The organism is Paenibacillus sp. MAHUQ-45, assembly GCF_058133325.1.
This window is the reverse complement of the sequence record NZ_JBYUPV010000011.1, coordinates 35856-57599: the sequence shown is the minus strand read 5'-3', so window position 1 is coordinate 57599 and position 21744 is coordinate 35856. Positions and strand designations below refer to the sequence as shown.

General features: G+C 50.1%; 22 protein-coding genes and 1 riboswitch. Of the genes, 11 read left to right on the top strand and 11 right to left on the bottom strand.

The genetic code is table 11. The annotated features are described in order from the left end of the window. Positions 1 to 96 precede the first annotated feature (96 nt). The 3 genes from AC3Y23_RS21750 to AC3Y23_RS21740 all read left to right on the top strand — a co-directional run bounded on the left by AC3Y23_RS21750 (position 97) and on the right by AC3Y23_RS21740 (position 3386). On the top strand, positions 97 to 375 hold the full coding sequence (locus AC3Y23_RS21750) for a metal-sensitive transcriptional regulator (protein ID WP_379203189.1): 279 nt from the start codon (positions 97 to 99) through the stop codon (positions 373 to 375). 236 nt (positions 376 to 611) lie between these two features. Continuing rightward, the gene (copZ, locus tag AC3Y23_RS21745; protein ID WP_379202939.1) at positions 612 to 812 is read left to right on the top strand and encodes a copper chaperone CopZ; all 201 of its coding nucleotides are present in this window, start codon (positions 612 to 614) and stop codon (positions 810 to 812) included. A gap of 117 nt (positions 813 to 929) precedes the next feature. Beyond that, positions 930 to 3386 (top strand): heavy metal translocating P-type ATPase, encoded by a 2457-nt coding sequence (locus AC3Y23_RS21740; RefSeq protein ID WP_379202937.1) that lies wholly within the window; start codon positions 930 to 932, stop codon positions 3384 to 3386. Positions 3387 to 3532: 146 nt separating this feature from the next. Here the strand turns inward: AC3Y23_RS21740 and AC3Y23_RS21735 are convergent, their stop codons facing one another. Further along, the gene (locus tag AC3Y23_RS21735) at positions 3533 to 4489 is read right to left on the bottom strand and encodes a DMT family transporter (protein ID WP_379202935.1); all 957 of its coding nucleotides are present in this window, start codon (positions 4487 to 4489) and stop codon (positions 3533 to 3535) included. 249 nt (positions 4490 to 4738) lie between these two features. Between AC3Y23_RS21735 and AC3Y23_RS21730 the strand changes: the two genes are divergently transcribed. From AC3Y23_RS21730 to AC3Y23_RS21705, 6 genes are all read left to right on the top strand, one after another. Next, the gene (locus AC3Y23_RS21730) at positions 4739 to 6082 is read left to right on the top strand and encodes an aminotransferase-like domain-containing protein (protein WP_379202933.1); all 1344 of its coding nucleotides are present in this window, start codon (positions 4739 to 4741) and stop codon (positions 6080 to 6082) included. Between the two features lie 105 nt (positions 6083 to 6187). Beyond that, entirely contained in the window at positions 6188 to 6940 is a 753-nt protein-coding gene (gene nfsA / locus AC3Y23_RS21725) for an oxygen-insensitive NADPH nitroreductase (RefSeq protein WP_379202931.1), read from the top strand. A 295-nt stretch (positions 6941 to 7235) separates the two neighbouring features. Next, positions 7236 to 8144, top strand: a complete 909-nt coding sequence (locus tag AC3Y23_RS21720; RefSeq protein WP_379202929.1) for an ABC transporter ATP-binding protein — start codon at positions 7236 to 7238, stop codon at positions 8142 to 8144. 2 nt (positions 8145 to 8146) lie between these two features. Then, the gene (locus AC3Y23_RS21715; protein WP_379202927.1) at positions 8147 to 8881 is read left to right on the top strand and encodes an ABC transporter permease; all 735 of its coding nucleotides are present in this window, start codon (positions 8147 to 8149) and stop codon (positions 8879 to 8881) included. Between the two features lie 6 nt (positions 8882 to 8887). Further along, the gene (locus AC3Y23_RS21710; protein WP_379202925.1) at positions 8888 to 10039 is read left to right on the top strand and encodes a sensor histidine kinase; all 1152 of its coding nucleotides are present in this window, start codon (positions 8888 to 8890) and stop codon (positions 10037 to 10039) included. Further along, the gene (locus AC3Y23_RS21705; RefSeq protein WP_379202923.1) at positions 10036 to 10638 is read left to right on the top strand and encodes a response regulator transcription factor; all 603 of its coding nucleotides are present in this window, start codon (positions 10036 to 10038) and stop codon (positions 10636 to 10638) included. Before AC3Y23_RS21710 ends, AC3Y23_RS21705 begins: the two co-directional genes overlap by 4 nt. Before the next feature lie 22 nt (positions 10639 to 10660). On the opposite strand, the gene AC3Y23_RS21700 is transcribed toward AC3Y23_RS21705, so the two are convergent. The 7 genes from AC3Y23_RS21700 to AC3Y23_RS21670 all read right to left on the bottom strand — a co-directional run bounded on the left by AC3Y23_RS21700 (position 10661) and on the right by AC3Y23_RS21670 (position 17899). After that, positions 10661 to 11284: a hypothetical protein gene (locus AC3Y23_RS21700; RefSeq protein WP_379202921.1), complete on the bottom strand. Its 624-nt coding sequence runs from the start codon at positions 11282 to 11284 to the stop codon at positions 10661 to 10663. Positions 11285 to 11673: 389 nt separating this feature from the next. Further along, positions 11674 to 12540, bottom strand: a complete 867-nt coding sequence (locus tag AC3Y23_RS21695) for an ABC transporter ATP-binding protein (protein ID WP_379202919.1) — start codon at positions 12538 to 12540, stop codon at positions 11674 to 11676. An 18-nt stretch (positions 12541 to 12558) separates the two neighbouring features. Then, the gene (locus AC3Y23_RS21690; protein WP_379202917.1) at positions 12559 to 13320 is read right to left on the bottom strand and encodes an ABC transporter permease; all 762 of its coding nucleotides are present in this window, start codon (positions 13318 to 13320) and stop codon (positions 12559 to 12561) included. Then, positions 13317 to 13610, bottom strand: a complete 294-nt coding sequence (locus AC3Y23_RS21685) for an MTH1187 family thiamine-binding protein (protein WP_066374901.1) — start codon at positions 13608 to 13610, stop codon at positions 13317 to 13319. Before AC3Y23_RS21685 ends, AC3Y23_RS21690 begins: the two co-directional genes overlap by 4 nt. 50 nt (positions 13611 to 13660) lie before the next feature. Further along, positions 13661 to 14728, bottom strand: a complete 1068-nt coding sequence (locus AC3Y23_RS21680) for an ABC transporter substrate-binding protein (protein WP_379202915.1) — start codon at positions 14726 to 14728, stop codon at positions 13661 to 13663. A gap of 216 nt (positions 14729 to 14944) precedes the next feature. After that, positions 14945 to 15056, bottom strand: a riboswitch (TPP riboswitch). A 101-nt stretch (positions 15057 to 15157) separates the two neighbouring features. Beyond that, positions 15158 to 16609: a hypothetical protein gene (locus tag AC3Y23_RS21675; RefSeq protein WP_379202913.1), complete on the bottom strand. Its 1452-nt coding sequence runs from the start codon at positions 16607 to 16609 to the stop codon at positions 15158 to 15160. 75 nt (positions 16610 to 16684) lie between these two features. Continuing rightward, the gene (locus AC3Y23_RS21670) at positions 16685 to 17899 is read right to left on the bottom strand and encodes an MFS transporter (protein ID WP_379202911.1); all 1215 of its coding nucleotides are present in this window, start codon (positions 17897 to 17899) and stop codon (positions 16685 to 16687) included. A 163-nt stretch (positions 17900 to 18062) separates the two neighbouring features. Between AC3Y23_RS21670 and AC3Y23_RS21665 the strand changes: the two genes are divergently transcribed. Together AC3Y23_RS21665 and AC3Y23_RS21660 are read left to right on the top strand one after the other, a co-directional pair. After that, the gene (locus AC3Y23_RS21665) at positions 18063 to 18503 is read left to right on the top strand and encodes a pyridoxamine 5'-phosphate oxidase family protein (protein WP_379202909.1); all 441 of its coding nucleotides are present in this window, start codon (positions 18063 to 18065) and stop codon (positions 18501 to 18503) included. Between the two features lie 225 nt (positions 18504 to 18728). Continuing rightward, positions 18729 to 19094: an ArsR/SmtB family transcription factor gene (locus AC3Y23_RS21660; RefSeq protein WP_379202907.1), complete on the top strand. Its 366-nt coding sequence runs from the start codon at positions 18729 to 18731 to the stop codon at positions 19092 to 19094. A 57-nt stretch (positions 19095 to 19151) separates the two neighbouring features. Here AC3Y23_RS21660 and AC3Y23_RS21655 read toward each other — a convergent pair whose 3' ends face one another. The 3 genes from AC3Y23_RS21655 to AC3Y23_RS21645 all read right to left on the bottom strand — a co-directional run bounded on the left by AC3Y23_RS21655 (position 19152) and on the right by AC3Y23_RS21645 (position 21565). Continuing rightward, positions 19152 to 19913 carry a CPBP family intramembrane glutamic endopeptidase gene (locus AC3Y23_RS21655; RefSeq protein WP_379202905.1) on the bottom strand — a complete coding sequence of 254 codons (762 nt, stop codon included), beginning with the start codon at positions 19911 to 19913 and terminating at the stop codon, positions 19152 to 19154. After that, on the bottom strand, positions 19906 to 20442 hold the full coding sequence (locus AC3Y23_RS21650; protein ID WP_379202903.1) for a helix-turn-helix transcriptional regulator: 537 nt from the start codon (positions 20440 to 20442) through the stop codon (positions 19906 to 19908). The genes AC3Y23_RS21655 and AC3Y23_RS21650 overlap by 8 nt, the downstream gene beginning before the upstream one ends. Before the next feature lie 157 nt (positions 20443 to 20599). Then, positions 20600 to 21565 carry a cation diffusion facilitator family transporter gene (locus tag AC3Y23_RS21645; RefSeq protein ID WP_379202901.1) on the bottom strand — a complete coding sequence of 322 codons (966 nt, stop codon included), beginning with the start codon at positions 21563 to 21565 and terminating at the stop codon, positions 20600 to 20602. Between the last annotated feature and the right edge of the window lie 179 nt (positions 21566 to 21744).

The window sequence follows — 21744 nt, the reverse complement described above, 5'->3', positions numbered from 1 at the left end:
ATAGTGGATTCAAGGAGGCTGATGCATGTGTCTGTTAATGAAAAAGAACGGGCAGGGCATTCCTGCAGCGATGAATGCGGGACTTCCGATTCTGGTGTGCGTAAGAGTCATCACTCTTCCGATTTCAAGAGCCTGCTGACCACAAGACTCAACCGAATTGAGGGCCAGGTTCGCGGAATCAAGGGAATGATTGACCGAGATACCTATTGTGATGATGTCCTTAATCAACTGGCTGCGGTTCAATCGGCACTGGGCGGTGTTGGACGGCTGCTGCTCGAAGGCCATATGAAGAGCTGCATTATCGAACGTATCGAAGCTGGTGAGCATGAGGTCATCGACGAGTTGCTGGTGACTGTGAATAAATTAATGAAATAATTGGCCCAATTAAAAATTAGAGGTTAACTATACGCGGGCATTAGAGCGAAGGGTCGGAGGGATTCTGTAGAAACGATAGTGTTCGCCTTTAAATCCTGATTTCAACCTATAACTCTTTTTACCATCTAGAAATCGGGATTTAACAGCGATCGGAAGAACCCTCCGAGCCCGTAGCGCCCTCATTTAGCGCAACCACCGATTTTGATTTTGAGCCAAAAAATTAGGGAGGAATTATCATGTCAAATGCTGTACTTAACGTTGAAGGAATGTCTTGCGGTCACTGTGTGAGTTCTGTAGAGAAGGCTGTATCGAATCTTGGTGCTTCTGCGAAGGTAGATCTGTCAGCCAAGACAGTAGCCGTTGATTTCGATGAGAACAAGGTTAGCCTCAGCGCCATTAAAGAAGCTATCGAAGATCAAGGGTATGATGTAGTTTAACTTGAAGCACAGTAATAAGGCTTGGAGCAGTACGGACCTTCTTGGTTCCCGAGGCGCCAACGCCTTTTCTTTTGAAGATTATTATACCCCTTGGGGGTATGTGAAGAGGTGGAGAAGATGGGAAACACTGCAGCGGTACCGGAGGAGAAGCAGACGACTCTGCAAATTACAGGCATGACTTGTTCGGCTTGCGCAGCTCGGATTGAGAAAGGGTTGTCCAAAATGGAGGGCGTCTCCCGTGCGAATGTGAACCTGGCACTGGAGCAAGCGACAGTGGGCTTCGATCCGAAGGTGGCCGGACTGCCTGAGATCGAAGCGAAGATTCGTGCACTGGGCTATGATACCGTAAAAGAATCTGCCGATTTTGATATCTCGGGCATGACCTGTGCAGCTTGTTCGGCACGTATAGAGAAGGTGCTGGGGAAAATGCCGGGGATTGCTTCGGTGAATGTGAATCTGGCACTGGAAACCGCGCATGTCGAATACACACCAGGCGATATCGGGACCCGAGAGATCATGGAGAAGGTCAGCAGCATCGGATATAAAGCTACGCTTAAGCAGGATCGCAAAGACAATGTTGATCGGCGGGGAGCGGAGATTAAGCATAAGCGGAACAAATGGATCATCTCCGCTATTCTGTCCTTGCCGCTGTTATGGGCAATGGCTGGACATTTTTCCTTTACCACCTGGATCCCTACTCCTGATCTGTTCATGAATCCTTGGTTCCAATTGGTATTGGCTACTCCAGTTCAGTTCATTATCGGCTGGCAGTTCTACGTCGGCGCTTATAAGGCGCTGCGCAATGGCAGTGCCAATATGGACGTGCTAGTCGCACTAGGGACCTCGGCTGCTTATTTCTATAGCTTATACCTGACAATTGATTCGCTTAACATGTCGGGCATGGATCATACGGTAGAGATGTATTATGAGACGAGTGCGATTCTGATCACGTTGATTCTGGTCGGCAAATGGTTCGAGGCGCTGGCCAAGGGCCGCTCATCGGATGCTATTAAGAGTCTTATGGGCTTGCAGGCGAAGACCGCGCTCGTTATTCGGGACGGAGCCGAGATCAGCATCCCTGTGGATGAGGTAGTTCCTGGCGACATCGTATTGGTTAAACCGGGAACAAAAGTACCTGTGGACGGCGAGGTCGTAGAAGGTTTGTCATCAGTGGACGAATCTATGCTGACTGGCGAGAGCATCCCGGTGGAAAAGAAGCCCGGGGATACTGTAATTGGCGCAACGCTGAACAAGAACGGAATGCTGCGGGTGAAAGCCAGCCGAGTAGGACGGGACACTGCGCTTGCACAGATTATCCGAGTCGTGGAAGAGGCGCAGGGTTCCAAGGCGCCGATCCAGCGGATCGCTGATGTCATTTCCGGTATCTTCGTACCGATTGTGGTCGGGATTGCGGTCTTGACCTTCCTGATCTGGTATTTCGGTGTTGCTCCCGGCCAGTTCTCGGAAGCGCTGGAGAAAGCGATCGCGGTGCTGGTTATTGCCTGTCCGTGTGCCTTGGGGCTGGCAACACCAACGTCAATCATGGCGGGCTCGGGCCGGGCAGCGGAACTGGGCATTCTGTTCAAGGGCGGTGAGCATCTGGAAGCCGCACAAGGCATTCAGGTCGTTGTCCTCGATAAGACAGGGACTGTAACTAACGGCAAACCTGTGCTGACCGATGTTATTATCGCTGAAAGTGCTGCAGGGAATGACAAGGCAGCAGCCGAGAATGAGCTGCTTTCGTTGACCGCCGCTGCGGAAAAGCTGTCCGAGCATCCGCTTGCGGAGGCGATTGTCGCCGGAGCGGTGGACAGAGGACTGACCCTGCCGGAAGCAGGACAGTTCAATAACATACCTGGCCGGGGTATATCGGCTGTGGTGAATGCCCAAGCGGTGAAGGTTGGTACACGCCGCATGATGGAAGAAGAAGGCCTGGATATTACGGCCTGGACGGCGCTGATGACAGGACTGGAGCAGGAAGGGAAGACAGCGATGCTGGTAGCTGTCGAGAAGGCAGTGGTCGGGGTCGTCGCTGTGGCCGACACGATCAAAGACACTTCACGGGCAGCTGTAGCTGCACTGCACAAGATGGGTATCGAGGTTGTCATGATTACAGGTGACAACAAGATCACTGCCGAGGCCATTGCGAAGCAGGCCGGGATCACTAAGGTGCTAGCCGAGGTCCTGCCGGAGGGCAAGGCCGAGGAGGTTCGCAAGCTGCAGGCGGGCGGAACCAAGGTGGCGATGGTCGGCGACGGCATCAACGATGCGCCGGCGCTGGCGACCGCCGACACAGGCATGGCGGTCGGCACCGGGACAGACGTGGCGATGGAAGCCGCGGACATCACACTGATGCGCGGCGATCTGAAGAGCATCCCGGATGCGATTGAGATGAGCCGCAAGACGATGCGGAACATCAAGCAGAATCTGTTCTGGGCGCTGGCCTACAATACGATCGGGATTCCAATCGCGGCCCTAGGCTTCCTAGCCCCATGGCTCGCGGGAGCGGCGATGGCTTTCAGCTCTGTATCTGTTGTGCTGAACGCACTGCGGTTGCAGCGGGTGAAGTTGTAAGGCAATATAGAGTTGATTTCTGTCGACAGGAGCGTCATAAAATCTGTAGACAGAATTAATAAAAAGTCGCAGGTGCCGTATTAGGCAGCTGCGACTTTTTTTAATATCAGGACAGGAAGACACGATGACTTTCTCTTAGATAAGGGTCATAATTTTGCTGATTTAGACATCGGCATATTAACAGGAATTGCGGCAGCTTTTTTCCGGCCCAGACGGTTCGTGCCAATAACCCCTGCGATGATCAGAGCTGAGCCAATCAAGTGGTACATCGTGATTTCTTCACCCAGAAAGATCGCCCCAGCCGCAAGCGATACAATTGTGGAGAGATTGGCGAACACGCTCATGAGGGAAGCTTCGATTTTGGACAAGATATAGTTAGAGGATAATGTAGTGACGAGTGAGGCAATGACGCCCAAATAAAGTGCCGATAAGATAAACGTATCGCTGCTCAGCGGTTTGAAGAACTGGCCCATTGTTCCGTTGCTGATATGCTCGGTTACCGAAATAATCAGGAAAGTGGCGAAGCCGATTCCCATCATCAAGTAGCTGATTTCAGCAGGGCTGAAATGCTTGGTGAGTGAACGGGCCATCACGCTGTATCCGGCAAAAGCCACACAGGTCAGGAACAGCAGCACAATTCCGGTCATATTGGACAGATTAATGCTGCTGCCTTTCATCACAAAGATGAACACCACACCGAATACGGACAGGAAAATACATAACTTTTGCAGGAGCGTCGTTGTTTCTTTCAAGAAGATCGAAGCGATAATCATCGTAACTACCGGTGTAAAAGCATAGAGAATCCCTCCTTCGGCCGAGGTGGCGTGCTGGAGTCCGAATACTTGAAGCGTGAAGAACCCGAGCGGATACATGGTTGCCAGCAGTAGTGCCTTGAAAATAGGCTTGCCACGGTAGGAGATTTTGACCCAGCCGAAGGCGACCGGGATCGACATCACCAGGAAAGAAGCGGCGAAGCGGAAGGTCAGTGTATCGAGCGGTCCGGCGTGGCCGAGTGCTACTTTGGTAAACAAAAATGAGAATCCGATGATAGCCGCATTGAGTACGGCGAGAATATATGCCAGTTTGAGACCTTTTGGCTGCATGGTTGCATCTCCCTTTCTATAGCAAGGCGGAGAGTGAATCCGCCTCTGTTTGTTACTTTAAAATTAAAAGAATTTATGTCGCCCTACAATGTCTGTTTTTCATAACTGTACCGATACAGATGCAAGATTCGTTTATAATGAATGGAGAAGAATGGTGTTAGCATGAACGTATGCTTGGTGCGGGAATCTATAGGATAAAATATTGGATTCTACTTTTTGTGCGAGACGAAGGTTGTATAGGAGGGCATTATGAAAAAGTATCATTCCGTCTTAGCGGATATGGAAAACCAAATTCGGGAGGGGAAATATAGCCCTGGACAAAAGCTGCCCTCCGTGCGAAGTGCCGCAGCATTCTACGAGTGCAGTATTAGCACTGTTTTAAGGGCATATGGAGAGCTCGAAAGAAAACACACAGTATATTCCATTCCGCAAAGCGGATATTACATAGTGGAGAAACCTGAGGACCAGGGGCCTTCGACTGGCCATGAGACTCTGGATTTTGCCTCCGCTTCGCCCGATCTGAACGTATTTCCGTATTTGGATTTTCAGCATTGTCTCAACAAAGCAATTGATATCTACAAATACCACCTGTTCACTTACAGTGATATTTTGGGATGGGGGACGCTGCGTCATACCTTGGTATCCCATTTGGCTGAATATCAGGTGTTTGCCAAAGCAGAGCGGATCATTATCACCTCGGGCATCCAGCAGGCGCTCGAAATTCTGGCCAAGATGCCATTTCCAGGCTGGGGGACACAAATTCTCGTCGAACAGCCAGGCTACGACATCTATCTGCGTTATTTGGAGGGCGAGGGTCTGCCCGTCAGTGGAATCGCTCGTTCGGCAGCAGGCATTGATCTGCAGGAGCTGGAGGAGAAATTCAAGAGCGGGAACATCAAATTTTTCTATACAATGCCTAGGTATCAGAATCCGCTTGGAACCTCCTATAGCGCAGAGGAACGGAGAGCCATCGCCAGCTTGGCCGCCAGATACGATGTCTATATCGTTGAGGATGACTACATGGCCGATCTGGGTACGGAGCGGCGTTTTGATCCCATTTATGCGTATGATCAGACTTCACACGTTATTTATTTAAAAAGCTTTTCGAAGATTATCTTCCCTGGTCTCAGACTGGGTGCGGTAGTGTTACCAGAAGCTCTGCTGGAGGCCTTTCGTTCGCATAAAGGTTATACGGACACCTCCCTATTGTCTCAGGCGGCACTTGAGATCTACATCAAGAATGGGATGTATGAGCATCACAAGCACAAAATAAAGGACCTGTACGGGGAGAGAATGGACGCGCTGTATGCGGCACTTGAACGGCACAACACAGAGGGCTTGATTGAGGTGTCTCCCGGTAGTTCCGGTGTCTATGTGCAGTTTAAACTGCCGGGAACGCTGAACCTGGACCGCCTGCTTAAACGTCTGAAAGAGAGGAAGATCAGCGTTGTGTCCGGAAGGGGATTCTATCTAACCGACTATCAGGAGCGGGAGAAATTTATACGGATCAGCATTTCACGCGCCCGGTTGGAGCAGATCGACGAGGGCATTCAGGTGATTGTTCAGGAGGTAAAGCGCACGGGCAGGTGGTAGACCAACTAGTCTGTACATTTTTATTTGTATGCTCATGTATGTTATTAATATAGAGACAGGCTTGCAAGAGAAGCCAATTCCGGGATAAAGAGAGGCGAATGAGTAATGAAACCGAATAATGAAACTCTGGAGCTGTTGAACCGACATGCCTCGGTTCGTCAGTATAAGGATACCCCTGTCAGCGAAGATCAGCTTGCAGCTATCATTGGTGCAGCTCAGATGGCTTCCACTTCCAGCAACGTTCAGGCGTACAGCGTTATCGCAGTGACCGACCCTGCATTAAAAAGCCAGCTTGCTGCATTAGCCGGTAATCAGGTCTATATCGAGCAGTCCCCTGTCTTTCTGGTCTGGTGTGCAGACCTGTATCGCCTTCGGGAAGCGTCCACGCCACATCTGGCCGGCAGCCCCTCCTATGAGGACACCACGGAGAATCTGATCGTCGCTACAGTCGATGTGGCCCTCGCTGCGCAAAATGCAGCTGTAGCAGCAGAGTCGCTGGGGCTGGGCATCGTCTACATTGGCGGTGTCCGCACTAAGATTGCAGAGGTGTCGGAGCTGCTGGGGCTTCCAGAATTGGTCTACCCTGTATTCGGTATGTGCGTTGGTTATCCGGCAGCAAGGGCAGGGCTGCGTCCGCGTCTGTCGCTTCAGGCTGTGCTACATCGCAACGGCTATGATGCTAAGGCAACTGTGGAGCAGGTTAAGGCTTATGACGAAGAAAGTCGGGTATACATGCGTGAACGGACCGGCGGTGCGAATGACACACCTTGGTCTGCAATGATGGCAAAACGATTATCGGAGCCGGCTCGTCTGCAGTTGAAGGACTTTTTACAGGCAAAAGGCTTCCTGCGTAGATAATTCTGGGTACATCTATCAGAAATATATAGAGCAATTAGAGGAAATCCCCCGGGAGCTTAGGCTTCAATCGGGGGATTTTTTAATGGGAATTTCCTTATATCTATAACGAATGGAAAATGATATTATCCAAATAAATGCAATTATGTATGTTTATTTTGGCCGAAAGATTCTTTCGATCAACAGGTGACAATTGTCAACTTAAAGCAGTGACACTCCATACTAATGTCATCTCCTTTTTGACATTAGTATTAGATGCATGAAGAAGAACTCAACGGATTATGGGAGGGAATAGGGCATGGAGACAGTAATTGCAATGAAAGGCGTCAGCAAAGTATTCAAGGAGAAAAAGGCGGTAGATAACATTAGCTTTAACATAAACAAAGGTTCGATTACCGCCATTCTGGGGCCGAATGGAGCAGGCAAGACCACAGCCATCCTGATGATGCTGGGTCTGCTGGAGCCGACTGAAGGCTCTGTAACCATCTTTGGACTGCATCCCAAAGACAAGGCGGTGCGTGAGAAGACGGGTTCCATGCTGCAGGAGGTCAGTGTCATGGACCGTTTGAAGGTCAAGGAGATCATCAACCTGATCTCCAGTTACTATGAGCGCCCCATGGATCAGAAGCTACTGGTGGAAGCAACGGGTCTTGTCCCGGCAGATCTAAACCGGTATGCCGAGAAGCTATCGGGTGGCCAGAAGCGCAGTCTCGGCTTTGCGCTCGCACTTGCTGGAGATCCTGATCTGCTGTTCTTTGATGAGCCGACGGTCGGGCTGGATATTACCGCCCGGCGGCGGTTCTGGGAGAAGGTGCGGGGACTGGCAGCTCAGGGCAAGACAATTCTGTTCACTACGCACTATCTGCCGGAAGCGGAGGATATCGCCGACCGTATTCTCCTTTTTAACCGGGGAATCCTCGCGGCAGACGGCAGTCCGGACGAGATCAAGGCGAGAATCGTGAAGCGCTCGCTGTCCTTTTTGCAACCGACTGGTGGACCGGATCTTCAGCAGCAGTTGCTGGCTCTCCCTTCCATAGACGGCTGTTACTATAAGGACGGGCGAATCTTCGTGACTACAGAAGACACGGATGACGCGTTGCGGGATATTTTTACGGCTGGTCTGCCGGTGAAGGATGTACGCATTGACCAGGGACGGCTGGATGAAGCCTTTGAACAGCTTACAATGAACCAAGAGGGGGCGATCTAACGATGAGAAGTCTAACGATGCAGTGCAAAGCAGAAATGCTGCGAATTGTGCGCAATCCCTACTATGTATTTTGGTCGTTATTCATGCCGATCATGTTCTATTTTATTTTCACTCGGGTCGTAAACACGAGCGACAGCGATCCGACCTGGGCAGCACATTATCTCATGTCGATGGCGGCCTTCAGCGTGATGGGATCAGCGATTATGACGCTTGGCATTCGTCTTGTGCAGGAACGCTCGCAGGGGTGGACGACTTTTATCCGTATTACTCCGCTACCGGGATACGTGTACTTTTTGGGCAAAATGTTCGGTCAGACGATGATGCATCTCTTCTCGATCATCTGCATTTTTGCAGCAGGCTATCTCATAAATGGGGTCTCGCTGTCTATGGAGCAGTGGCTGCTAAGCGGATTGTGGCTACTGGTCGGCTCCTTGCCTTTCCTCGCAATGGGTACGCTGGTGGGTTCGATGAAACGGGTGGATACAGCCAGTGGTGTCAGTAACGCCGTCTATATGGCCCTTGCTATAACCGGTGGTATGTGGATGCCGCTGGAGGTTTTGCCGCGCCTGATGCAGAAAATCGGAGTTTGGCTGCCTTCTTACAACTATGGAAATGGTGCCTGGCAGATCGTGCAGGGTTCGCATCCGGAATGGAGTAATATCCTGATTTTGCTCGGTTATCTCGCCGTATTCATGATACTATCGGTGTATATTCGTAAAAAACAGGAAGCGGTGTAAAAAACGATGAAGCAGTGGCAGTTCCGGCTATTTCCCAAAAAGCACGGCATCTTCCCGTTTATTTGGGTGGTTTATATGATCCTGCCGATTTTGAACATGCAAGAATATACCGGAATCAAACTGGCGGTAGGATATGCCATGATGGGGTTGTTCGCAGTAACTTATCGCCAGTTGTACTGGGCCCAAGGCCGTGCATTTACCGCTTGGTTGGCCGTGCAAATGCTGATTATTTTACTGCTCTCGCTTCTTTACAACCCCCAAAACGTTTATCTCGGTTTCTTCACAGCCAATTTTGTCAGCTGGTATAGCGATAATCGGAAATTCAATATCATCTATGCCATCTTTGTGGTGCAGGAATTATTCCTTGTGGCTTGGGGACTCAGGGAAATGGAAAGTACGGATTCATTGTTTCTGCTTCCATTCATTATAATCATGCTGATTTCGCCTTTTGGGATACGTTCTATGTTCCGCCGCCGTCATCTGGAGAAGGAGCTGGACGAGGCCAACGAGGTCATTAAAGAGCTTGTTAAGCGCGAAGAACGCATGCGTATTGCCCGTGACTTGCATGATACGCTTGGTCATACGCTTTCGCTGATTACCCTGAAGAGTCAGTTGGTTGAGAAGCTCGTATCCAAGGATACGCAGCGCGCAGAGGCTGAAGCGCGGGAGATTCAGCGCACCTCCCGTGCTGCGCTTAGGCAGGTGCGGGAACTGGTCTCCGAGATGCGGGCCATCACAGTGGCCGAGGAGTTAACCGAGGCCGGAGAGATGCTGCGCACAGCAGAGATTGCCCTGGAGATTGAGGGGGATGTTTCCCTTGGGGAAGTATCCGACCTCAATCAGAACATACTCAGCCTCTGTATCAAAGAGGCGGTTACCAACATTGTGCGGCATAGCGGGGCCAGTAAATGTGTTATTAGCACTGTGAAGAGTGATGGACAAGTGAGAATCATCATCCGGGACAACGGGCATGGATTGCAGTCTCAGGTTAGCTCAGATGCTGGATTCAGAGAGGGCAACGGCCTGAAGGGAATGCATGAACGCCTGTCCCTGATTGACGGCTCACTGACCATCAGTGCCGACGGGAGTAAGGGTACAGTATTGACCGTAATGATTCCCCTGGTGGTCAAAGAACGAAAGGATGGGGAGACCGCATGATAACAATCTTAATTGCAGAGGATCAGCGCCTGCTGCGCGGCGCCATGGCTTCCTTGCTAGACCTGGAAGATGATATCGAGGTGGTTGGAGAGGCGGGGGACGGTGCTGAGGCGCTGGCCCAGATCGAGAAGCTTCAGCCGGATGTCTGTCTGATGGATATTGAAATGCCACGAATGAGTGGGTTAGAAGTTGCTGAATTACTGAAGAAGAAGGGCTCGCGAACCCGTGTCATCATCCTGACAACCTTTGCCCGGCCTGGTTATTTCGAACGGGGGGTGAAGGCGGATATACAAGGCTATCTGCTCAAGGACGAGCCTGTCGAGAAGATCGCAGGTGCGATTCGCCAAGTCATGCAAGGCCATAAGGAAGTATCCCCGGAGTTGGTCTTCGGAAGCTTGCGGGAGGAGAATCCGCTGACCGCAAGAGAGCGTGAGATCCTTAAGCTGGCGGGAGAAGGCCAGACAGCGGGTGAGATCGCAGCTACACTGCATCTTTCTTATGGCACAGTCCGCAATTATATTTCCGAGATTCTGAACAAGCTTGAAGTGAAAAGTCGGATTGAAGCGGTAAGAATTGCTGAGGAGAAGGGCTGGATTTAAGGAGCGGCCTCTTTAGCTTAAGTCACGCTTTCTTCAATGAAAACAGAATATAGATCGTATCAATTGCCTGGGACTCTTCCAAAACCCACGAGGTTTGGGCTAAAATTCGCTGCAACCCCTCCAGCCCAAGGTATTGGATTTGCACGCCAATAAACTCTGTAAATCCCAGGTATCCCGGATTTATATGCAACCGGTCGAAAATTAATGAACCGGTGACCCGGGCGTCCGCCGGGGAGTTGATATAGAAATGGTTTAAATTATTAATGATATCCGAATCCGAACCGTACTCAAAAAGACCGCCCTCCGATGAACAGAGCTGAATCCACTCGGAGCGCTCCAAACTCATCTTTTGTAAAGCCTCCGGTTGGCTCCAGTCATAATGAATAGTATTAAGGGTAATGTCTATGTTATGGAAACGTTCCCCCGGCTGCTTCAAAACTTCAATGCACCGTTTTGCGAAACTGGGGCCGTAGCTATCGATATCTAGAATGTTGATTTCAATCTTCCGTCTCTTGAGTAATTCCGGGTCAGATTCCTGGATTAGAATCAGTGTGTTGATGCTGTCGGTAGCGGCCCCTCCAGCAATATTGAAGAAACAAAGGTTCCGTTCAGGGAATTGCTCCAGCTGGGGCAGCAAAATTTTCAACTGGTGCCGGCAAAGATCTCTCAGTCTGATCCGAAGTCCCATGAAGGAGGTTTGCTTCACCGCCTACTTGTCCCGGAGCCCTAATTTTACCCCCCGGCTTAAACCTGGGCCGAGTTTGTACAGCAAAGTATGCACGCCGCTAAGATAGGAATTGTCTACATTCGACATTTTCACAAAGATCTTTTGAATAAAGCTAGGCATCTTCTTTAATGATTCATACTCATAGTTTTCAACTCCACCTCTCATTATCACTTTTCGTAAATTAATTCATTTAACAAATAAAGCTCAGGAGAATTAGAATACTCTCCTGAGCTTTATCGTATCATTTTCTGTTAAAAAATTACATATCATTCCGTTGATTAGAGCGTTACTTGAGCGCTTCTGCAGAGTTAGGATTGCTGCGCTCGGCTCTTGGCCTGCTCCTCACGCATCCACTGCGACAGCTGACGCTTCAGAGCAAGGAATTCTGGCGTATCCCCAATCTCCTCGCGGCGCGGGCGCGGGAACGGCACATCTACCGTGTGCAGAACCTGACCCGGGCGGCCCGAGAACACATAGATACGATTCGAGAGGAGCAGCGCCTCTTCAATGTTGTGGGTGATGAACAGCACGGAGCGGCGGTTTTCCTCCCACAGCTCCAGCAGCCAGCGCTGCATTTCGCTGCGGGTCAGTGCATCCAGCGCACTGAATGGCTCATCCAGGAGCATCAGCTCCTGCGGTGCCAGCAGCGCCCGGAGGAATGCCACGCGCTGCTGCATCCCGCCTGACAGCATATGCGGGTAAGCCCGTTCGAAGCCGGCGAGGCCGACTTTGGCCAACCACTGACGAGCTTCTTCGCGGCTACCGTCCCGTTTAGCGCCCTTGATCTCTTGGGACAAGAGGACATTATCCTCGATGGTCCGCCAAGGAAAGAGAGCTGGCTGCTGTGGCATATAGCTGATCTCCCCGCGCTGGCCGGTAACGATGGCTCCGTTCATGCTCACCGTTCCACTGTCCGGCTGCTCCAGGCCGCCGATGATATGGAACAGCGTGCTTTTGCCGCAGCCGGAAGGGCCGAGAATGGTCACGAATTCTTGTTGCTCCACCTTTAGTGAGACATTGTTTAGTACAGGAGTAGAGCGGCGGCGCTGGGTGAAGGTCTTGGAGACGGCACTGACTTCGAGAGCAGGTGGCAATCCGTGCAGTCCTGTAGCGACAGTCCTAGCCTCGTTTTTCACCGGCTCCTGCGGTGCAGGTGTATGTGTAAGTTGAGACATTTCGGAAATCCCTCCTTTCTAGGGGTTGCGGCGCGGCTTCCAGCGCACCAGCCATTTTTCCAGCAGAGCGATAATGGCGAAGAGCACCAGGCTCAGCAAGACAACAATGACGATGGCGACGAACATTCGGTCGGTGCGGTAGGCTGATTTTTGCAGCTGCATATAATACCCGATCCCCTTGTCGGCGCCGATCCATTCGGCAACCACGGCTCCCATGACAGCATAAGTAGCGGAGATTTTAACCCCCGAGAACATCGCAGGCAGAGAATGAGGCAACTCCAGCTTGGTGAAAATCTGCCATTTGCTTGCCCCAGCCATTTTCATATAATTCAACATCACCCGATCGCTCTGTGACAGTCCGCCCATGGCGGCCACGGCGACAGGGAAGAAACAGACCAGCGTAATCAGCACCATCTTTGGCAGCAAGCCGAATCCGAACCAGATGACAAGCAAGGGTCCCAAGGCGATGGATGGGACGTTCTGGCTCAGGATCAATAGCGGATAAAAGGCTCGTTTCGCCCACGGCAGCAGGTGCAGCAGCAGCGCTACCACAAGGCCCACACCAGTACCAATGGGAAAGCCGATCAGCGTCAGCTTCAGTGTAGCCAGCGTATGCTCCCAGATGCCGGCGGGATTGCCTGCGAATTCATGCCCGATATCGCGGGGACTAGGCAGAATCCATTTTTCAATATCAAAGAAAGATACGGATAGCTGCCATACTGTCAAAAAGAAGATGACCGCCACAAAGGGCGGCCATATCTGCTTCCAGGACGATCTCACGGCCGGTATTTCTCCGTCAGTTTGTCCATGCTGATTCCGTTCGGATTGTGGGCGATTTTGATCTGGGAGATAACGCTCGGGCTGCCGGCTTGGACTAGTGCTTCATGCATCTCGCGCACGACTTCTAGCAGGTCATTTAGTTCGCCTTCCATCGTCGTTTCGAGCGGGTTCACTTGATGCTTCACACCAGACTTCTGAATAACCTCGATAGCTTTATCCACATAAGGGATGGAATCCTCATTGTTAGGAGTTTTAGGAATAACCTGAATGCTGAGTAGTGTGTTAGCCAATATAATCAATCCTTTCTTAATCTATTATGGTTGAATATGAATACACTTATTTACTGTGCTGCCGGGAGATAATCATTCGTAAACGCTTTGCTGGTATCTACTGGTTTCTCGAGCAGCTTAAGGCCATACATCCAGTCGGCATAGTTTTTCCAGACCTCGGCCTTTTGTTCACCCCAGCGCGGCGCATCATCCTGATATTTTGGACTGAGCCATTTCTGACTGGCCATCACAAGTTTCGGATCGAGGTCAGGGACGGCTTTGATCAGAATATTCGCGGCATCCTCTGGATGATCGATGGCGTATTTGTAGCCTTTGGAGGTCGCTTTAACGAAGGCTTTGACGATCTCGGGATGCTCGGTGATCTCTTTCTCGCTGGTGGTCAGCACAGGTGTGTAATAATCGAGCTGTGGCGCGTAATCCTTTACATAGAGCATGTCGATTGGTTCCCCGCGCAGTTCAGCTTGAATACCGGTCCAGGCATAGAAAATCCAGGCGAAATCAATATCCCGCTTCACAGCTGTAAAAAAGTCGGCTTCGCCCATATTGATGATCTTTACCTTTTTCACATCGGCGCCTTCCGGGTCCATGATAGCTTTGAGTGCTGCTTCTTCCACCGGGGAACCCCAGCCTCCATATGTTTTTCCTTCAAAATCCTTCGGAGAGGTAATGCCCTTGCTCTTCGGAGCCGCAAAACCAGACGTATTATGCTGAATGATGGCGGCAAGCGAGACCAGCGGTACGCCCTGTAGGCGGGCCAAAGTCAGGCCTTCCTGATACCCGATACCAAAAGCGGCTTCACCGGAAGTGACCATCGTGTCTGCACCGGCTGCGCCAGGCTGCACAATTTCAACATCCAGTCCCTCTTCCTTGTAGTACCCAAGATCTCTTGCGACATATAACCCCGTATGGTTCGTGTTCGGTGTCCAGTCGAGCGCGATCTTGATTTTGGTCAGTTCTTGCGGCGTGCCTGACTCCCCGGCGGTCTGAGTGGCGCCAGTGTTTGTCTTGTCTGCTTCCTTGTTGCTTCCGGCAGAGTTGCCGTTATTGCTACCGCATCCGGCAACCGCGATAACGAGCAAACAGGTCAGGCTCAGCATAAGCAGTTTCTTGACTCCCATTTTTTCTATCTCTCCTTTGATGGTACCGGTCCTCAGCAGTATGACTGCGTCAATTCCGGCGAATTTCCCGTCTTCACATCGTCACCCGCTACCTAAAATGCAGGCAGCGCGATTCAATTCCCCATGAAATGCATTAATCGGAAATATACCATAAAAAAAGCGTCCCGAAGATGAACGGGACGCGGCTTTGCGCAAGGATGGCATTGGCCCTAAAGCGGCCATGCTCAATTACGGTTCCTACGCTGGCATTATCCAGATCAGGTATAAGGGTCAGTATCTTGAGGGATACACTCTCAGCCGGCCAATTCCAGCCCCCCTGGTGCTATGAAGTTAACGGGTGATGCTACTTGCTTACGGTGTAATTATAGACGCCCATCTTTTCGTTGTCCAGCAGCTTTGTTGTTCATTTGGCAGCTTAAGGCGCTTCGACTACCCCTGATATTTAATTTTTTTCCGGCGGCGGGCCGTGATGCTGTTCCAGATCTCCCGTACAGTCAGGACAATGCTGATCACAATACCGCTGAAGGTTAATGCTAGCGCGAAATACTGGAAGAGGGAATATTCCATCATTTTGCCCCATTGAATACTGCCCTCCAGATCGTCAATCACCTGATTCATTCCGTATATCCCGCTTACCACAGTGAAGACGGTCAGAATCATCAGCAGCATATCTCGCCGTTTCGACTGGAACTGCACCTGATACTGAAACAGATCATTCAGTGTCTGCTTCACCTCGTCGAACAGCGCATCGTTGCCATAAACTTTGCGGAGCTGGATGAAAATCTCCCGACCCTGCGACCCCGAGATCAGCTCCAGAAAATAGAATTTGGCTGAGAACTTATTGATGTAGAAGATCAGATCCTCAATATCATCATTATCCCGATTGATGCGCAGCCGGGAGTGCATATTGGCAAGTTTCAGCAGGACGATCTTGTGGAACATATTAAGTAGCAGGCCATAATAATATTCCCCGTACATTTGATTGGCAAGCGGTACGGCGAGTGAGCGTTCAGCCCGGCTGATGCAGCAGAAGGTCTGTTCATTGGTTATATAATACGTTTGGGGACCCCAACGGTTATAAGTATGCTCTTGACAGTATTGTTCGATGTATCCAGGATCGCTGGCACTGATGTAGGGGCGATTGGCCGCATCCAGCCCATCAAGCTGGGAGGCGCGAAAGCGTATGTTCAAAGGGATATCATCGGTATCTCCATCCGGTTCCAGACCATAAAAGGCTTGTACCAGCATACGTTCATCTACAAAAAAAGGCAGCGTCTCAAAATAAGCCCCGTTCAGCTCGGATTGGTCTAAGAACGGCTTCAGCCCATCCGCCAGACCATTAAAGATAAAATCCTCGACTTGACGGAAGGACCGTTCTCCGCTGTGAATAACCATCAGTTCATCCTGTACACTGACGTTCTCAAGGGTACGGAAACGGTCGGCAAATTCCAAGGCGATGCTAAAGGGGAGCTTTTCTTCCTCAATCTGCACCCGCAGGGTTACAAAACCGGTCTGAAACGGGCAAATGAACAGATCTGTGGAGAGTACCCGGAAGGCTACGTTCAGTTGTGACATTTCCATTCGGCAGGTCAAATTATTCACGCGTGAAAAGCGTCGGAAAGAATCCTTATCATCATCCTGTGGGAACAGAACATGGGCTGCGAAAGGCAGATAGGTGCGCTCCATCTTTTCGTGGGAGACACGGTATCCATTGCCATAATAAGCGTCTTCCAGTTCTTTTTTATCGAGAGAAAAAGAAGTATATCCGCTCTTCTCCAGTTCGGAAATCAGTCGTGCAGACGCCCCTTGCTTGATGGAGAAGGGGAAAATAAACTGGAGCAGTGCGGTATGTAGTAGGGGTTCGGCAGATAGCATATCCATCATGAGTACCACCTTATGTACAGGATATCAACACAATCTACATTACCCCAAAAAGCAAATTATGATTACCCGGCCTTAATGGCCGGGTGTTGTCTGTGCGGAATCCTGTCCGGGACGTATTCTCCAGGCAGCAAGGCTGAGCAGGAAGAGAACACTAGCCAATGCTGCAAGCAGTCCGGCCGTTTGCGTCACTTGTAGGTGATCCATCGACCAGCCGGTAAGTAGTGGCAGAAGTGCTCCGCCAATCCCGCCGGAGGCGATCATAATACTTGGTGTGGATTCCTCGGTACCCGGCATTAATTTGCTGGAGAAGACCAAGGCGATGGAGAAAAGACCGGACATGAACAAGCCCAGCAGAATGATAATGGCAAAGGCAACAAGACGATGTTCCGTGAATGGAAACAGGGCCAGCAGCAACACGGTCATCAGGCAGCTGCCCAGAACATAGACACGGTAAGATATTTTCTCGGCGAGTACCCCAGCGAACAATCGTCCTATCGACATCGCTAGCCAGAAGCAGGTAACGGTCAGGGCTGCCCCCGATTCAGACATGCCCAGCTTGGCAATGAAGATGGCGGGCATGAAATTTACCAGGCTCATTTCCGTACCCACATAGGTAAAGAAGAAAACAATGAATATTCCGAGTATGAACCATTGCTTTCCCTTGTAGGGAAAGCGCGGCGTATGATTGTCTGAAGCCTCGTTCGTCACCGAACGGCGCGGAGCACGGTCATCCAGTAAGGATTGCAGCTTGCCGAATCGGCCCTTGCTCCAGAAGATTAGGGAGATCAGGGAGAAGGCAGCTACAATCAGGAAGCTTAGTTTCCACCAGCCGGCGACGATAAGTCCGCTGGAGATTAAGGGCATAAGCAATGCGCCGACACCGAATAGAACTTCAAGCCGACTCATGGCAACAGCGGTACCTTCTGTGACTGCAGCAATAATGACCGTGCCAATGACGGCTTCAACCATGCCAAAGCCAAAGCCTGCGACAACAGCAATGAAATACATCCAGCCCCATGGCGGCAGGAAGGTGTAGGCGATCTCGGCTACTAGCAACAGTCCAGTGGCAATGAGAATACCACCGCGCTTGCCAAAGCGGCGATTCAGGAAGGGAGAAGCCAGCACACCGACCAGGAAGCCGGCAAATTGGGCGAAGATCAGTTGTCCACCAGCACTGTAGCTCTGGTCATAATGCTCCAAGAGAACGGGAAGAATAGAGCCCAGTACCACATGGGCCAAGCCGATTACAAAGTAGGAGAGACAGCCAAGCCAAATCAATTTTTTCACGTTGAAATACTCCTTAACAAGTTAAATTTATGGACCTTGTCGGATTCAATGTGCTCAGGACGGGTACACTATCTTAAGTACAATGATTATCATAAGTCTAATTGGGAAATGTGGATATATAAACTTATATTTACACTTGCCAAGGAAGGAGATGTCTTGAGTAATGAATTCCCACGACCTGGAACAGAGCATCATCAAGGCACTGGATGACAACAAGTTTGGCTCTTTCGGAACCGTGGAAGACGGGAACAAACCGAAGGTGCGTTACATGGCAGTCTTTCACGATGGACTTAACATTTATTTGGCAACGGATCGCAAGACCCATAAGGTAGATGAGCTGAAGGGAAACCGGAATGCTTTTCTGCTGCTCGGTTATGAAACCGGTGGAGGCAAGGATATACTGGAGATTGAAGCGACTGTAGACATTACAAAGGACGAGACCCTCCGTTCTAGGGTTTGGAATAAGGATCTGGAGCCTTGGTTCAAGGGTCCGGAAGATCCGGACTATGTCATTCTGGAGCTTACCCCGTCACGTATCGAATATATAGGCAAGAACAAAGAGCATGGCGTCTGGGAGAGACAGCTTGCAGGCAGCGTAAAATAATCCTATATCAGGCGAACAAACAGCAAGCTTCCTATAACGGAGCCTGCTGTTTGTCATTCTCTGTTTATGGTGAAAAAATCATGGAATCTTCCGCTGGAGCGATTAATGCTCACTGCCTGCGGTAGCTGGCGCTTCCATGGACAGCAGATCATCTTTTTCTTATAATAGATGAAAGTGATCGGATGATCCGGTGAATCGACAGATACTGTGGAGGAGGGCGAAGTCATGGAACCAGCGGCAATTGAAGATTGCGACAATACATGCCACGGTTCAGAGTTGGAACCGGAAGACGTGTCCTTGATTCTGCCTGACCGGGAAATAACAGACAAGATGGCCGAGATGTTCAAAGCACTGGGTGACCCGACAAGGGTACGTCTCATCTATGCTCTGTCACAGCGCGAGCTGTGTGTGCATGACCTGTCCGACATTCTGGATATGGGCCAGTCTGCCGTATCCCATCAGCTGCGGTACTTGCGGAACCTGCGAATTGTGAAGCGCCGCAAGGAAGGCAAGACGGTGTTTTATTCGTTGAACGATGCGCATGTGGAGCAGATCTTCCTGCAGACGCATGAGCATATCAGGCATGAATAACTATTAATGTATACAGCAATAGACCGCCTATGGCGGTCTATTTTCATGTGTGGATCTTTAACCGGCGTGATTCAGTCCTGAAGGCACCGGAGTTCTTTTTAAAGAAATAGCAATCCATATGGCATAAGCGGCAAGTACGGCCAGGATAAGAAGATCGTAGCCGATGAAGGCATCGGTGTTATCATTGCCGACAAACTGAATCAGGTTATGTAGGAAGTGGAACAGAATCAGCGGAATAATATTGTTGTTCTTCACCATCAGTAGGGCCAGCACTGTGCCTATAAGTAGGGCATACACGATCTGAAGCAGCGTCTGGGTGAGATTCTGACCAGAAAGAGCATTAAGAATGTGGGTGATCGAGAACAGAATGCTGGAAGTCACTACAGCAGTTTTCACGCTCTTGGTGAGCAGCGTCTTCAAGATCAAGCCTCGGTAAATGCTCTCCTCCACGAATCCCACGAGCAGGGTGAAGAAGAGATAGAACAATACATCGGAGAGTTCGATTCCGCGGAAGCCTTTAAGCATATTGATGATAAGGATCAGCAGCAGAGGGGCATAATAAATCCAGTTCGTTGCAGGAATGCTACCTAGCGGGCGGAAGCCCATGTAGCTCCACTTGTGTCTAATCGTAAAATAAGCGATCAAAACGAGTGCGATAGGAACAAAAGCAATAAGCACAGGGGCAGTGTAACTAAGCTGTTTGATAGTAGCGTAGGTTCCGGCAGCCATCATGGCCAGCAGCAGCAACCCTTCAATAATAATAACGGTCCATATAGGACGTCTCTGTGAAAAAGAAGCTTTAACCTTCTGATTAGACATCGTGTAACGCCTTCCTCTCCATGATATCTTTCAACCACTGCTTCTCCATTTGAAAATGATTCAATCCATAAGCCAGCACAGACACTCGATAATAGTAATCCTCGGGGTTAGGCAGTTCATCTAGCTCTCCGGCGACAATAGTTTTCACGGCCTCAAGCGTTCGGATCTCTTGCTCCATCTTGGAGAGATATTCATTCATCCTTTGCTGGCGGACTGCCTCATCCAGATAGTCGTAGAAGAAAATACGGGTTAGCTGCTCGTTTCGTGATGCCGCCTGCAACGGCCCGCTTAGCCATTCCAGAAAAGCTTCCTTTCCGGCAGGCAATAGTGTGTACAGCTTCTTGTTCTTGGTGCTCCCAGTCTCAATCATGGAGACCCTCCCCTTATCGGTCAACCGTTTGAGTGCAGGGTAGAGACTGCCGTAACTAGCCTTGTAAAAAATCCCTACGGAGCTGTCAATGGTCTTCTTCAAATCATATCCGCTCATGGCCCCTTCCATTAACATGCCTAATAGTACGTGCTCTAACATGGGACACCTCAATTTATATCTAAACGATATATCTATTTGATATATTAATCATTACATTTTTTTGTAAAAAAGTCAAACATTTTTTGCGTGCTAAAAATGCCCCGGCCATAATGGTGGCAGGGGCGCTAATAGTGGGACCAGAGCTGCATGCGAGATCTTACACCTTTAACTTTCCGTGTTGCAATGGGGAAGTCTCGATCTGGATGGTAACGTGACTGATATTATATGTATCCTCGATCAGCGTAATTGCTTGTTTCAATATTGCTTGAGCGTCCCAGTCATCTTCAATCCGTAGGTGGCCGCTTAGGGCATTAAGTCCTGAGGTAATGGTCCAGATATGGAGGTCGTGAACATCAACAACGCCGCTAATTTGCAGGAGGGATTGTTTGACCTGATCGCTATTCACCGCAGTCGGCGTGCCCTCCATAAGGATGTGGAACGAATGTCTCAGCACACCCCAGGCACTTTTAAGTATCAGAAGAGCTACCAGCACACTGATGACAGGGTCAGCTGCATACCAAGAGAATAACTGCATGACCACTCCGGCAACAATCGCCCCGATTGAACCAAGGGCATCACCGATAATATGAAGATAGGCACTGCGCACATTGAGGTTATCCTTAACATCGCCTGTGCGCATCAAAACCCAGGCGCTCACCAGGTTGGCAAACAAGCCGATGGCGGCGATGATTATCATAGAGCCGCTAGCGACTACGGGCGGTTCGAACAAGCGGTGCCAGGCCTCCCGGATCACGAATCCGGCAATCACGAATAGCATGACACCGTTGAACAGTGCGGTCATGACCTCAAAGCGATAGAAGCCGTAGGAATTTTTGGAGGAGGCCGGTTTAACGGCAAATAGCATAGCTACGAGGCTTAAGGCCAGCGAGGCAATATCGCTGAGCATATGACCTGCGTCGGAGAGGAGGGCAAGGCTGTGAGTGAAGAGCCCGCCGAAGAACTCTACGAACATGATCCCCGAGGTAATGATGAGGGCAATCAAGAGCCCTTTTTTATTATTAGGTGCGTGTGAATGTCCATGATGATCATGAGTATGATCGTGATGGGAATGTCCAGGATTTTCATGAGAATGTTTGCCTGAGTGTGTAGGATGATGATTCATGGAAAGACCTCTTTTCAGAATAACATATGAATGACTGCTCATATGTTAGTGATAATTGCTTGAACAAGGGATTACAAGATGTTTTGAACAAAGTGGGGACATTTCGTTATTCTCAGAAAGGAGGAGGGAAATTATGCATACGCACATTGACACTCCAAGATTGGAAGGCATATAATGTG